General features: G+C 40.4%; 16 protein-coding genes and 1 other annotated feature. Of the genes, 2 read left to right on the forward strand and 14 right to left on the reverse strand.

Translation table 11 applies throughout. The features are described 5' to 3' along the window. Window positions 1-25: 25 nt before the first annotated feature. From polX to CDZ88_RS11675, 7 genes are all read right to left on the reverse strand, one after another. On the reverse strand, window positions 26-1,738 hold the full coding sequence (gene polX, locus CDZ88_RS11645; RefSeq protein ID WP_100374678.1) for a DNA polymerase/3'-5' exonuclease PolX: 1,713 nt from the start codon (window positions 1,736-1,738) through the stop codon (window positions 26-28). 120 nt (window positions 1,739-1,858) lie between these two features. Next, window positions 1,859-2,404, reverse strand: a complete 546-nt coding sequence (locus CDZ88_RS11650; protein WP_100373706.1) for a CvpA family protein — start codon at window positions 2,402-2,404, stop codon at window positions 1,859-1,861. A gap of 1 nt (window position 2,405) precedes the next feature. Next, window positions 2,406-2,684: a cell division protein ZapA gene (gene zapA / locus CDZ88_RS11655; protein WP_100373707.1), complete on the reverse strand. Its 279-nt coding sequence runs from the start codon at window positions 2,682-2,684 to the stop codon at window positions 2,406-2,408. Window positions 2,685-2,865: 181 nt separating this feature from the next. Then, window positions 2,866-4,155, reverse strand: a complete 1,290-nt coding sequence (locus CDZ88_RS11660) for a phospholipase D family protein (protein ID WP_232718632.1) — start codon at window positions 4,153-4,155, stop codon at window positions 2,866-2,868. A gap of 204 nt (window positions 4,156-4,359) precedes the next feature. Further along, entirely contained in the window at window positions 4,360-6,786 is a 2,427-nt protein-coding gene (gene pheT / locus CDZ88_RS11665; RefSeq protein ID WP_100373709.1) for a phenylalanine--tRNA ligase subunit beta, read from the reverse strand. A 14-nt stretch (window positions 6,787-6,800) separates the two neighbouring features. Continuing rightward, window positions 6,801-7,835, reverse strand: coding sequence for a phenylalanine--tRNA ligase subunit alpha (gene pheS / locus CDZ88_RS11670; protein WP_100373710.1), 1,035 nt, complete (start codon window positions 7,833-7,835; stop codon window positions 6,801-6,803). Between the two features lie 82 nt (window positions 7,836-7,917). Then, window positions 7,918-8,150: a binding site (T-box leader), on the reverse strand. Between the two features lie 59 nt (window positions 8,151-8,209). Further along, window positions 8,210-8,965: a TrmH family RNA methyltransferase gene (locus CDZ88_RS11675; RefSeq protein WP_100373711.1), complete on the reverse strand. Its 756-nt coding sequence runs from the start codon at window positions 8,963-8,965 to the stop codon at window positions 8,210-8,212. A 127-nt stretch (window positions 8,966-9,092) separates the two neighbouring features. Here CDZ88_RS11675 and sspI point away from each other — a divergent pair, with 127 nt between their 5' ends. After that, on the forward strand, window positions 9,093-9,299 hold the full coding sequence (sspI, locus tag CDZ88_RS11680) for a small acid-soluble spore protein SspI (protein ID WP_100373712.1): 207 nt from the start codon (window positions 9,093-9,095) through the stop codon (window positions 9,297-9,299). A 141-nt stretch (window positions 9,300-9,440) separates the two neighbouring features. Here sspI and CDZ88_RS11685 read toward each other — a convergent pair whose 3' ends face one another. Continuing rightward, window positions 9,441-10,526, reverse strand: coding sequence for a M42 family metallopeptidase (locus CDZ88_RS11685; protein ID WP_100373713.1), 1,086 nt, complete (start codon window positions 10,524-10,526; stop codon window positions 9,441-9,443). A 91-nt stretch (window positions 10,527-10,617) separates the two neighbouring features. After that, the gene (locus CDZ88_RS11690; protein ID WP_100373714.1) at window positions 10,618-11,106 is read right to left on the reverse strand and encodes a dUTP diphosphatase; all 489 of its coding nucleotides are present in this window, start codon (window positions 11,104-11,106) and stop codon (window positions 10,618-10,620) included. Between the two features lie 123 nt (window positions 11,107-11,229). Between CDZ88_RS11690 and CDZ88_RS11695 the strand changes: the two genes are divergently transcribed. Further along, window positions 11,230-11,613 (forward strand): sigma-w pathway protein ysdB, encoded by a 384-nt coding sequence (locus CDZ88_RS11695; protein ID WP_100373715.1) that lies wholly within the window; start codon window positions 11,230-11,232, stop codon window positions 11,611-11,613. Window positions 11,614-11,674: 61 nt separating this feature from the next. On the opposite strand, the gene CDZ88_RS11700 is transcribed toward CDZ88_RS11695, so the two are convergent. The 5 genes from CDZ88_RS11700 to infC all read right to left on the reverse strand — a co-directional run bounded on the left by CDZ88_RS11700 (window position 11,675) and on the right by infC (window position 13,808). Further along, a complete protein-coding gene (locus tag CDZ88_RS11700) occupies window positions 11,675-12,250 on the reverse strand; it encodes a TVP38/TMEM64 family protein (protein ID WP_100373716.1) in 576 nt (191 codons plus the stop codon). Window positions 12,251-12,283: 33 nt separating this feature from the next. Further along, window positions 12,284-12,568: a DUF1294 domain-containing protein gene (locus CDZ88_RS11705; protein ID WP_232718634.1), complete on the reverse strand. Its 285-nt coding sequence runs from the start codon at window positions 12,566-12,568 to the stop codon at window positions 12,284-12,286. An 83-nt stretch (window positions 12,569-12,651) separates the two neighbouring features. Further along, on the reverse strand, window positions 12,652-13,011 hold the full coding sequence (rplT, locus tag CDZ88_RS11710) for a 50S ribosomal protein L20 (RefSeq protein WP_100373717.1): 360 nt from the start codon (window positions 13,009-13,011) through the stop codon (window positions 12,652-12,654). 36 nt (window positions 13,012-13,047) lie between these two features. Beyond that, window positions 13,048-13,248, reverse strand: a complete 201-nt coding sequence (gene rpmI / locus CDZ88_RS11715; RefSeq protein WP_100373718.1) for a 50S ribosomal protein L35 — start codon at window positions 13,246-13,248, stop codon at window positions 13,048-13,050. A 41-nt stretch (window positions 13,249-13,289) separates the two neighbouring features. Continuing rightward, the gene (gene infC / locus CDZ88_RS11720; RefSeq protein WP_198507893.1) at window positions 13,290-13,808 is read right to left on the reverse strand and encodes a translation initiation factor IF-3; all 519 of its coding nucleotides are present in this window, start codon (window positions 13,806-13,808) and stop codon (window positions 13,290-13,292) included. Window positions 13,809-13,886 lie beyond the last annotated feature (78 nt).

Here is a 13,886-nt window from a genome sequence, read left to right on the forward strand (position 1 = left end):
TTTACAAACCGTAGTTATTCATACCTTATTTATGCCGATCTAAAAATGCTTGTACTTGTTTTCTCGACCACGTGTTTAAAAGACGATCTTTTTTTAACATGGCTCTTCTCGCTTGGGCGACACCATAGTCCATGTCTTGTAACCCATCGACATGATGAGCATCCGTATTCACAGAAATAAGCACGTCTTTTTCAGCTGCTTTTTTTAACCATTCTGCTGAGAGATCTAATCGATTAAGGTTTGCATTTAATTCCAGTGCCGTATCTGTCTCTTTTGCAAGATCTATTAACGCCTCAACGTCGACATTATACCCTTTTCTTCTTCCGAGTACCCGACCAGTTGGGTGAGCGATAAGATCGACATGATGACTATCAAGTGCTGTTTTTAAGCGCTCCATAATCACTTCTTGTTTTTGAGTGAATGAGGAGTGTATCGAAGCAATGACAAAATCAACTTCTTGCAAAACCTCATCGTCATAATCAAGCGTTCCATCTGGTAAAATATCCATCTCAATCCCTGTAAAAATAGTAAAGTCATCAAATTGCTTGTTTAACTCACGAATTTTTTCATGCTGAGCCTTTAACCGCTCAACTGATAACCCATTTGCAACTTTTAAATATTTGGAATGATCTGTTATGGCTATATACTCATACCCTTTAGCCCTTGCTGCTTCTACCATTTCCTCAATCGAATGAGCTCCGTCACTCCACGTTGTGTGCATGTGTAAGTCTCCACAAATATCTTGGGTATCGACATGATCTGTATGTTCTTTGTAATACTCGACCTCACCCTGGTCTTCACGTGATTCTGGTGGAATATAGGCAAGATCAAAGTGAGCGAAAAATTCCTTTTCGTCCTTAAATGTTTTTACTTTCCCTGTCTCTACAACTTCAACACCGTACTCACTAATCTTTTCACCACGTTTTTTAGCCAATTGGCGCATTTTCACGTTGTGGTTTTTCGATCCCGTAAAATGATGCAAGGTAGTCGCAAATTCATCTGGCTTTACTAGTCTAAAATCAATCGAGATTGGAAATTCTTGTTCCACCTCAATGGACACTTTTGTTTCTCCACTAGCAATGACCTTTCCTTCATCTGCAAGAGCTACCAGTTGATCACGTACAGTACTTGGATCCGTCGTTGCAATAATGAAGTCAAGGTCTTTCACTGTTTCACGTAACCTACGCAGGCTTCCTGCTCGTGAGTACCGTTGTACACCATCCATCTTACTGAGCTTCTGTTCTACCCACTCGGCAACGGGTATAACTAGCGGCAGCGCCAATCTTTCTGGTCGTGTCATCGCCTCTTCTAAAGCAACGAGAATCTTCTCTTCTGTTTTCTTACCAAATCCAGATAACGCTTGAACCTTCTCTTGTTCGCAAGCCTCTTTAAGGGTCGTTGCATCGACAACTCCAAGCTCTTGGTACAATTTACCGATTTTCTTGCCACCTAGTCCTTGTACTTTTAACAATGGTAATAACCCAGTTGGTATTTGTTCGCTTAACTCCGTCAGTACTGTCGATTGACCAGTCTCTATTAATTCATTAATGACTTCTGCTGTTCCTTTGCCAATTCCTGATAAACTGACTGGATCATCAATTTCATCTAATGTACGCTCATCTGACTCTAAAGCTTGAGCGGCTTTTCTATAAGCAGATATTTTAAAAGGATTCTCTCCTTTAATTTCAAGATATATCGCAATCGATTCAAGTGTTTTTATTACCTCTTTCTTATTCATCATAAAAGTCACCGTTCCTTTCTCCTACTCCCCATCATACCGATTATTAGTAGAGAAAATCAAGAAAAGGACCAGGATAAACAAAAAGGTCCAACCACTCGTGGTCAGACCTTTTCGAGACTAGACGCCTAAATCATTTTGAATCCATAAATTCTTAATCCAATCTGATAAAAATGGCGTATAGTTCATCATTGATTGAGCAACAACTGAACCTTGAAGCTGACTCTGAACGAAATCAACTGGTAACAACGCCGCAACAAATAATAAGATGAAGAGAATCAAGTACGTCTCTATAAAACAGAAGATTGCTCCAAACAAACTGTTAACTGAACGTAAGATTGGTAGATGTGCAACAAAATCCAACATCGACCCTACAATATGCAAAAGGATTTTCGTTCCGAAGAATAGCATCGCAAAAGCAATTCCAGAGTAATACACACTCTCTCCATTAAATGAATTAACAATCATCCCTACTGTGCTCTCAGATGAAAACTGCGGGTATGGAATCCATAATTGAATATAAGATGCTACTTCCTGATAATAGCTATAAGCTACATACAAAGAAACAACAAATCCAATTAAATGAATGACTTGTAAAACAAGCCCTCTCCTACGTCCTATAAAAAAGCTCATTAATAAGAGCAACAATAAAATAAAGCTCAACATATTATTCGTCTCCTGTCATACGATTTGAATCTCTGCTGCCTGATTCATCTTCCTCTAGTTTACGCAGCAGCCTCTTATACTCATCTACTACATTTACAGCTGTTAAGACAGCTAGACGTGTTGTATCTAAATAAGGGTTCCGTTTTTTAATTTCTCTCATTTTTTGGTCAACCTCTAGCGCCACTTCTTGTACATGTGCCGGAGATTCTTGACCGACAACCGTATAATTATGTCCGTAGATTGAAACAGTTGTCCGTTGCTTTCCTTTTTTCTTAGACACAAAAGAAGCCTCCTATCTCGACTGTCTTTGCCGGAAAATATACACTAGCCGACAAAATCCTACGTTCTATCATATCACGAACCTGTGACGATGGAAATAACTCGATGTAAACAGTTGGAAAAAATGATAATTAATAAACACTCACTACCATCTTTTATGATGATAGTGAGTGTTTTCCTCTTTAATATGTTGTTAATCCCGTCATTTTCTGAAGACGGTAAACAAACCTTGTCAGCCATGTTGTCTCATCTTCATATTCCTCGTAATGGACTGTAAACTGTCCATCTTCATTCGACCAAATCCGATCAAAATATGCAGATACATCTGTTGCAAACTCTGAATCGTTCGGTGCATCTACCCAAACATCTGTCTCAAGATTGTAATCTCGTAAATTACGACTTGTAAAGTTAGAAGACCCTCCAATAACGGTTGTTCGATCATCGCTAATTCTTGCAATCGTCTTAGGGTGGTATTGTTCACTAATCGTATCATACCATCTAATTTCTGCATCGGAATCCTCTACTAATCTTTGGGCTACAGGACGATTAGGTAACCCATTTTTTTCCTGTCCGAACGCATTTTCATTAGGGTCTAACACTAAGCGAACGTCGACACCACGTGCGGATGCAGCGATTAAGGAGTCGATGACATCTAAGTCAGATAAGTAAAACATTGCTAGCCATATTTCATCACCTTCACTTGCTTGATCAATCAATTCTAATGTTCGGTCGTAAACTTTCCCTTCAGTGATGATTCGTACTTCCACTTCACCTTCCTGAACTGGACGAGCTTTAGCGTCTTCGATGACCGGCCCACCCGAAAAACGGCTGGCAGCATGTTCGGTGTAGACCAATTCATCTATGACCGACCCATTTATCTGATAAGCAATATTTGAATGATACGCGCTAGCATCATGTGGGTTGCCTGAGGAAACGATCGCTGTTTGCTCAGTCGCAACCACTTTTCGGTGGTTCGCTTTCACATTAAATAATTTCAAGTAGGAACGGAGTGTAACATCTGGTGCCTCTGGACTAAATGCATTCGGCAACCACCCTGGACCAGATTGTCCAAACCATTGAATAAAGGTTCTCCAAATCCCTGAATAAAGCGGGTTAGAATCTCTTAACTTTGTCACATCAACGACCACAACCTCAATTCCTGCCTCTTGAAGCTGTTCAAAATGTTTAGATTCATGCGATCCGTAAGTTGTATTAATTTCATCGGATAATACCAATATTTCAACACCTGGATCAGATTTCTTTTTTTCCACTAACACATCTGTCATATGTTGACTTAGTGGTGGAAATTCAAGCTCTGGTTCATAGAAATCATTATATAAAAACATATCAAAGATGATAAATTCCTCTGCAGAAACAATCGCTTCTTCTATTGCATCAAAGATCTCTTGTTCCAATTGTACATCGCCGTTTCTCGTGTAAGTTAAGTCTTGAAGGAATGTAACATCCTCCACAAAATAGGACTCACTTTCATAGGAGACACCTTCTGGAAGTGGACGATAAATCCCATAAATAGTCACAACAACTAGGGTCGTTAAAATAATAATAAATACATATCTCTTTTTCAGCCTGGTCACGTCCTTTCGAACAAGTAGGTCCTTCCAAAAAAACCCCCTCCAGTTAGATTCCTCTTTGGCGGGGGTTTTAAACCATTAAATTTATGTGCGAAGAGTGGCACCTGTTTGCTCTTGTAATTGAGCAAGAACGTTTGAATGAACGTCTGTCACTTCTTCATCAGTTAATGTTTTTTCAGGATTGAGATACGTGAGTGAAAAGGCTAGAGACTTCTTCCCTTCTTCCATATGTTTCCCTTCATATAGATCAAAGAGACGAACTGATGTTAGTAGATCTCCACCAGCGGATTTAATGACATCTAAAAGATCTCCCGCCGCTACCTCTTGATCAATGACTAACGCAATGTCTCTTGTGATGGCAGGGAACCTTGGCAACGCTTGATACACTAAGTTTGATTCTCCAGCTGTTAAGATCGTTTCAAGATCTAATTCGAAGACATATGTTTCACGTAAATCTTCTTCTTTTTGTGTCGTCGGATGAACCCCAGCGATAAACCCAACCTCTTGCCCAGATAGTAACACAGCGGCTGTACGACCCGGATGTAACTGCGGACGTTTCACTTGCTTAAATGACAATTGCTCTTCTAATCCAAGTTCTGCAAATAATCCTTCGACAATTCCTTTTACCACATAGAAATCAACCGACTTCTTCTCCGCTTGCCACGGATGCTCGAGCCATAGACCTGTAAATGCAGCAGCAACCATTTCTCTTTCTTTCGGTTGAGTTGTTAATTGATTTTCTTCACTAGTGAAAATCGAACCAACCTCATACAAATGAAGGTCATAATTTTTACGGTTAAGGTTATACGTCAACACGTCAAATAAGTTTGGAATTAAGCTTGTACGCATTGTACTTCGGTCCTCACTCATAGGCATTGCTAGACGAACTGCCGATTCAGTTGATGCCTCCACTGCAAACCCTGCCGCTTTTTTCGGGCTTGTTAATGAATAAGTGATTGCTTGCGTTAAGCCGACACTCTCTAAGTAACGACGAATGCGACGACGTTTCGCTTGATATGGTGATAGTTTCCCTTGCGTCGTTGCCCCTTCAGGTAACGTCGTTGGAATCAAATCGTATCCATATAAGCGTGCCACTTCTTCAAACAAGTCTTCTTCAATTTGAATATCTCCACGGCGAGTAGGAGCCGTAATTACGAGTTGATTTCCCTCTTCTTTAAAAGCAAACTGAAGACGTTCAAAAATATCTGCTGCATCGGATGTCGAGATTGACGTTCCTAGTCGATTGTTCATTCGATCTAAATCGAGGGTCACCACTTGCTCGCTTTGATCTAATTGATCGACTTCAACGACTCCCGAAACAATCGTTCCGCCAGCCAGTTCGGCAATCAAAGCAGCGGCTCGCTCTGCAGCTTGTTTCACACGAGCAGGATCGACTCCTTTTTCAAAACGAGCACTTGAATCACTGCGTAATCCAAGTTCACGTGAAGCTTTACGAACGGTTGCTGGGTCAAAATAAGCGGCTTCAAGTAAAATTGTGGTTGTTTCATCCGTTACTTCGGATGTTGCTCCACCCATCACACCTGCGATTGCCATTGGCTCTGTTCCATTTGTAATTAGAAGGTGATCACTATTTAGCGAACGCTCTGTATCATCTAATGTCACCATTTTTTCGCCTTCTTTAGCACGACGAACAATCACTTCTTTTGAGCCGAAACGATCATAGTCAAATGCATGTAGGGGTTGTCCATATTCAAGTAGAACGTAGTTTGTGATATCAACTACATTACTAATTGGTCGAATACCGGCAGCCATTAATCGATTTTGAAGCCATAATGGTGACTTGGCAATCTTCACGTCTTTAATGATTGTCGCTCCGTAATATGGATTATCTTTTGCATCTTGCACATTGACCTTGATGAAGTCCGTTGCCTGTTCCTCGTTTGTGTGAACGTCAATAGAAGGTAGCTGAACTTCTTTCCCGTATAGAGCAGCGACTTCATAAGCAACACCTAGCATATTTAAACAGTCCGAACGGTTTGGTGTGAGATCAAGCTCTAATACCGTGTCATCAAGATTCAAGTGGGCTAACGCATCAGAACCAGGTTCCACTGTATCAGCAAAGACATAGATCCCTTCTGCATAATCTTTATGAACGAACTTGCTTTCAATCCCAAGCTCTTGCAATGAACAGATCATTCCGTGAGATGCTTCCCCACGTAATTTCGCTTTTTTAATTTTAAAGTTTCCAGGAAGGACAGCTCCTACCTTCGCTACAGCGACATGTTGACCAGCTGCCACATTTGGCGCTCCGCAAACAATCTGAACTAGCTCTTCTTCACCAATATTGACTTGACATACATTTAATTTATCCGCATTCGGGTGTTGTTCACATGACTCAACATACCCTACGACTACATCACGAACCCCTTGATTTAACTCATGGACAAGATCAATTTCGATCCCACCACGTGTCATTTTCTCTGCGATCTCTTTTGGCGTGATATTGCTTACATCTACGTAATCTTGCAACCATTTATAAGAAACTAACATATTGTTCCTCCTCCTTACACTTGTTTGAATTGAGCTAAAAAGCGTACATCATTTGTATAGAAATGACGAATATCATCAATGTCATATTTCAGCATCGCTAAACGTTCTACACCCATGCCGAATGCAAATCCACTATAAACTTCTGGATCAAATCCACTCATTTCAAGCACTCGTGGATGGATCATACCTGCTCCTAGTACTTCAATCCAACCTGTGTGTTTACACACGCGACATCCTTGACCGCCACACATTCCACATGATACATCAACTTCTACAGATGGTTCTGTGAATGGGAAGAAGCTTGGACGCAGACGAATGCTGCGGTCCGGTCCGAAAAATGACTGAGCGAAAGCTTGTAAGACCCCTTTTAAATCGCTCATTCGTACTTGTTTATCAACAAATAACCCTTCCACTTGCATGAATTGATGAGAATGTGTTGCATCATCATCATCACGACGGAACACTTTACCTGGGCAAATAATCTTCACAGGACCCTTGCCTTCAAATTTCTCCATCGTTCGTGCTTGTACCGGTGATGTGTGTGTACGAAGCAATAGTTCTTCTGTGAAGTAGAAGGAATCTTGCATATCACGAGCTGGATGATCTTTAGGTAAATTTAGCGCTTCAAAATTATAGTAATCTGTCTCTACTTCTGGCCCTTCAGCCACTTGGAAACCTAACCCTAAAAAGGCATCTTCTACTTCTTCGACTACAGCTGTTAGAGGATGGCGAGCACCAGTTGTCACCGGGCGACCTGGTAGAGTCACATCAATGCTTTCCGTTGCTAGCTTTGCTTCCACTGCTGCCGCTTCAAGAGCTGTTTCTTTTTTTTCGATTTCTGACTTTATCGCATCGCGTACATCGTTAGCCATCTGCCCAATTAACGGTCTCTCTTCGGCCGAAAGCTTTCCCATCCCTCGCAACACTTCAGTAATTGGCCCCTTTTTTCCTAAATAAGCCACCCGTACTTCTTGTAATGCTTTGACATCTTCTGACCCAGCTACTTGCGCCAATGCTTGGTCTCGTAATTCTTCTAAACGCTCACGCATGCTTATTTCCTCCTTTTGAACAAGTTCGTTGTCATTGATTCTTTTATGTAAAAGAACACAAAAAAGAGCCTTCGCCTCCCGCAAAAGGGACGAAGACTCGTGGTACCACCCTTAATTTGTAGCAAACATACCTGTTTCCTACACTCTTCATTGTCATAACGGCTCAAGCCGGAACATCTTAACAGAATAGCATCTGTCCTCCGATGTCTGCTCCAGAGTGAATTCTGTGATTCCTGCTATAGAAATGCTTTCAGTCAAGGCATTTCCTCCCTAGATAGTGGGGTAACACGTACTACTCTCTTTCTTAGCATCTTCATTATTTAATTGCTTCTATATTATAGATAATTCCGTTACTCGGTGCAAGCTGTCATTTCTTACCCACGCAAATAATACAATAAGATGCCAGCGGCCACAGCAACATTTAGCGATTCAGCTTTCCCCATAATGGGAATATAAATATTTTGATCGGTTGCTTCTAGAAGACTTGAAGAAACACCTTCTCCTTCATTTCCGACAATTAAGGCAAAATCAGACTGCGGCTCGATTGCGGTGTATGAACTAGCCTCAGTTAGTGATGTACCAAATACAGCAATGTTATAATCTTTTAGCTTTTCTACCCATTCATCAAGTGAGGCACGAACAACTGGCATATGAAAAATTGACCCTTGTGTAGCACGGATTACTTTACTATTAAACAAATCGACGCTGCCTTCCCCTAACACAACACCTGTCATTCCAGCAGCATCCGCTGTACGAATCATTGTTCCGACATTGCCAGGGTCTTGTACGCGGTCAATCAATAAATATTGCCCATGTAAAGTCTCAAACTGAGGAGCAATAGGAATGGCGCAAATCGCCGCTATTCCTTGCGGGGTTTCCGTCTCAGAAATTTCCTTCATCACTTGTGGATGAACAATAATTAGCTCCTTTTCGTCTATCGTCCATGACGCAGGTAGAACAGTATCATCCGTAATAATAATCATTTCTATATGAAAATTTGCTTTGAGTGCTTCTTCAACCAGATGGAAGCCCTCAATTAGAAAACGACCTGCTTTGTCACGCCCTTTTTTTGTGTGAAGCTTTTTCCATCCTTTTACTTGTTCATTTTTTAAAGAATCAATTCGTTTCATGCTTTTCTCCTTTAGTCATTCATCTACTCTGATTCATCATACCGATTTTTCGACTCATAATCCAGTCTCTGCTGCGACATACTATTGTTAGTAAGAAAATAATTGCCAATATAAAGGAGTGTTTCTAATGGGTTTTAATTTACGTGGTGCGATTATGACTAATATTCAAGGCAGTAGTGAAGAAGAAGTAGAAGCAACGATTTTAGATGCCATTCAAAAAGGCGAAGAAAAAATGCTACCTGGCTTAGGGGTTTTATTTGAAGTGTATTGGAAAAATGCCGATGAACAAGAAAAAGATCAGCTATGTCAACAAATTTCACAAGGTTTACAATAAGTACTTAAAAAAAGCGTCTAGTCACAACATAGGTGATTAGACGCTTCTCATGTTACTCATATTGGATTGAGTCTGTGAAGGGCAGCGTTACGATCTGCTTTCCCGTTAAATTCTAGCTAGTACCATCTCTTCTATTAAAAACTAATTATATGTGATGGCTTCGACAGTCTTCTTGTCTAACTTCTTAATGACTTCAACAATGAGTTTCACTGTGTTCTCGTAATCATCTCGGTGAAGCATAGCGGCATGTGTATGGATGTAACGAGTCGGTACCGTAATTGATAGTGCCGGTACTCCGTTTGCTGTTAAATGAATAGCACCTGAATCCGTACCACCACCAGCCATCGAATCAAATTGATACGGAATTTTATTCTCATCTGCTGTGTCTGTTACAAAATCACGTAGCCCTTTATGAGAAATCATCGACGCGTCATACAAGACGATTTGAGGCCCGTCCCCCATTTTCGCTAACGCTTCTTTTTCTGTCACACCTGGCGTGTCTCCTGCAATACCTACATCGACTCCAAAACCGATATCTGGCTCGATGAGGTGAGCTGATGTACGAGCTCCTCGAAGCCCTACTTCTTCTTGAACCGTTCCGACACCATATACCGTGTTCGGGTGATCGACCCCTTTTAGTTCACGAAGAACATCAATCGCAATCGCACAACCGATGCGGTTATCCCATGCTTTTGCCATTAGCAACTTTTCGTTTTTCATGACAGTAAACTCACATACAGGAACAACCGAGTCTCCAGGACGAACCCCAAACTCCATCGCTTCTTCTTTACTTGTCGCACCAATATCAATAAACATATCTTTTTTATCGACTGGTTTACGACGAGCTTCAGCAGGTAAGATGTGTGGTGGTTTTGAACCGACGACACCTGGAACATTTCCGTTTCTTGTCATAATCGTGACTCGCTGTGCGAGCATAACTTGCTCCCACCAGCCACCAACGGTTTGAAATCGAAGGAAGCCTTTCTCATCAATGCTAGTCACCATAAAGCCAATCTCGTCTAAATGACCTGCGACCATAATTTTCGGCCCATTAGCGTCTCCTGTTTTTTTGGCGACTAAGCTACCGAGCCCATCTGTTGTCACTTCATCAGCAAATGGTGTAATATACTTAGACATCACATCACGTGCTTCCTTTTCATTACCAGGAATTCCGTTTGCATCGGTTAAATCTTTTAACATTTGCAATTTTTCATCTAACTTTGTCATGATGTATATTCCCCTCTCATGTTACACACTTATGTATCTTCTTACAGTATAAATGAAATTATTTCGCAACTCAAATTATTTAGATAAAAAATCAGTATCCATTATCTTGTCTTTGGTGGTTGACTTCATTTTTTTCAAAGTATGCTTTTTCAATTTCCGCTTCTGAAAAGCCCAATTTTTCCCCTAAAGACAGAAATGATCCACATAGCTTATGAAACTGTTCCTCTTCTCGATTCTCGGTTAAGAGGAGTGTCTCTTTCATAATCGTTAAGAACTGGTCAGTGACAGATAACTCGTCTTGTGATTTATTTTTATTCCCAAGTGTTGACCATCCGAGTGATAAACCTAATGTTAAGACAAAGTGCAACCCGTCAACATATTCTTCTAAGATGATCGCTTTTTTAGATGGACCTTTTGTACTCCAATATTTAAAACAACGTGTTTCATTTGCCAGCTCCCCAAGCTCAACTAAAAAGGCGAGTTGTTGTTCGACAAATAATTGATGATTGACTACCTTATGTTCATTTAAAATTCGTTCGTTTAATCGTTTCTGTGTCTCAAACAATAATTGTACATTCATAATCATCACTCCTATTCTTTTTTTATTATATCAATTTCCTTTCGGCTTTTTGCAACCAAATGACGAACTCGTTCGTATACAGTATAATAAGAGAGAACGCCTCGTAGAAAGGGGAGGATGAATATGGTTATTTTATTTCGTTTATTGCTACTTGTGGCTATTGTATTACTCGTTTACTCTGCTGTGAAATACGTCTTTCACCCAAGACGAAAATTAGAACAAGCACATGAGCGTAGACAATTTTTCTTTTTAGATGATGAGAAGAATGTCCGAAAAAACTTCTTATTAACGTATAAAGGAGTTATGTTCGAAGGAGAAAAATACCTCGGAACAACTGAACAATCCTTTGAGATCATTTCCATTTACTTATGGGCACGTGAAACGGAACGGTTAAAAGGATTATCACGTGAAGATTTTCAATTTATCGAAGACGACATCCGTTTACGGTACCCCAGTGCTAAGATTGAATGGAAAAGTCCGATTAAAGAATTTTTACGTCGCCCCTAACTCTCATCAAATAAAAAACCGCTTCTGACTCGAACGTTACCACGTTGAGAGGAAGCGGTTTTTATGGTTTTTTTGTTTGGAAAAACTCTTCCCAACTAATATTCGATTGCTTTTTGCGAAACAGCATGAATAAAATCAGAAGAAAGAAAGCAAACACAATCGTCCCAGCTAATGGCAACTCATGAATCATATCTCCAAAAGCTGTATACAACACAGCTGGGGGGATACTGACCAAAAATGATTTACGGCTGTATTCTCTCAATCCTTTTGTTGTCTCAATTAAGTAGAGAGAAACAACATGAAAGTGAATAAGAGGCAGCATGCGTATGATCATCATCTGCGGGAGATTCCAATCTTGTCGACCTTTAAAAAAATGTTGTTTGACATCGGTTAACTTCGCACCGATCCCTGGAAAGATGCGCACAAGACCATAAAATACAATACTAACTGCTGTTAAACCTACGATGGAATACACAGATCCATACAATGTTCCAAATAGATAGCCGCCTACAAGACAGACAAGTAGCACCGGAATAAAGAAAACTTGTCTAATAACATGCAATACTATAAAGAAGAGTGGAGCAAGCCAGCCGCTATCTTCTATAAACTTTAACGAATTTTCTAGAAATCCATCCATTGCTAGCCATCCTCCTCTCCACTTATCATATGATTACCGTCCAAATAAGATGAGAGCTACGACAACTATTTGTAAAACCATTATGAGCGGTATTCCTCTTGTAAATGTTTTGTGTTTTGTTTTATGGCGATAATAATTCATTCCCATATATAGGCCAAGACTTCCACCTAGTACAGCAAGGAAGAACAACCTTTTCTCTGGTACTCTTGGTCCGCTAGCCTTTGCTTGTCTTTTATCATACCCCATCGTAAAAAAAGCACTACCATTCATAAGCATCACATACAGTACAAACACCATTATTTCACTTGACTGAATCAAAGTATGATTGCCCCCTAAACGAGTTACAACATTATTATTGGCTACAAAAAAAAGCGCGAGCAATTTTGCCGCGCTTTTTTATATTATGCATTTAAGCTTGATTTAGCTTGTTCAGCTATTTTAGCAAATGCATCTGCATCGTTCACTGCAAGATCAGCAAGAATCTTACGGTTGACGTTGATTTCAGCAAGCTTAAGTCCGTGCATTAAACGGCTATAAGAAAGACCATTTATACGAGCTGCCGCGTTGATACGTGTAATCCATAATTTACGGAAATCACGTTTCTTTTGACGACGATCACGGTAAGCATACAGTAATGATTTCATTACCTGTCCTTGTGCTGACTTGAACAACGTATGTTTAGAACCATAATACCCTTTTGCTAATTTTAAAACCTTCTTACGACGACGACGAGCGACATAACCGCCTTTTACTCTTGGCATCGAAGTTCCCTCCTTTTTCTATCCGAAACGAATCATTTATTTTTTGTACGTTAACATTTGGCGAATACGCTTGAAGTCTCCAGAGTGTACAATAGCAGACTTACGTAGCTTACGCTTTTGCTTTTGAGACTTGTTACCAAATAAGTGACTAGTGAATCCGTGTGAGCGTTTAAGCTTTCCAGATCCAGTCTTTTTAAAACGCTTCGCAGCGCCTCTATGAGTTTTCATTTTAGGCATAACTAAGGTCCTCCTTTAATCTTTCTTCAAGCTAGTCGATGTTACTTTTCTGCTTTGGGCGCTAGGATTAGGAACATGCTACGACCTTCCATCTTAGGCCTTGATTCAATAATAGCAACATCTTCACATTCTTTTGCAAGACGCTCTAAAACAACCCGTCCAATTTGAGAGTGAGTAATCGCACGACCACGGAAACGGATCGCTGCTTTTACTTTATCTCCTTTTTCAAGGAATTTACGAGCGTTGCGAAGCTTCGTGTTAAAGTCATTGTCTTCAATCGTTGGGCTCAGACGAACCTCTTTCACATTGATAACCTTTTGCTTCTTACGTGCTTCTTTGTCTTTCTTTTGTTGCTCATAGCGGAACTTACCGTAGTCCATAATGCGACATACAGGTGGTTTCGCTGTAGGCGCAACACATACAAGATCAAGGTTTACATTCTGCGCCATCTCAAGCGCTTCTTGTTTTGTCTTGACTCCTACTTGATCGCCGTTCGCTCCAATGAGTCGTACTTCACGGGCACGAATTCCTTCATTGACCAACATGTCTTTACTAATAATGAGCCACCTCCAAAGGATATTGCGTATCAAAGCAATTTATAAGCATAACTGTCCATCACAATTTGACGTTCAGAACAT

The organism is Bacillus sp. FJAT-45037 (assembly GCF_002797325.1).
GTDB lineage: Bacteria > Bacillota > Bacilli > Bacillales > Bacillaceae_D > Alkalihalophilus.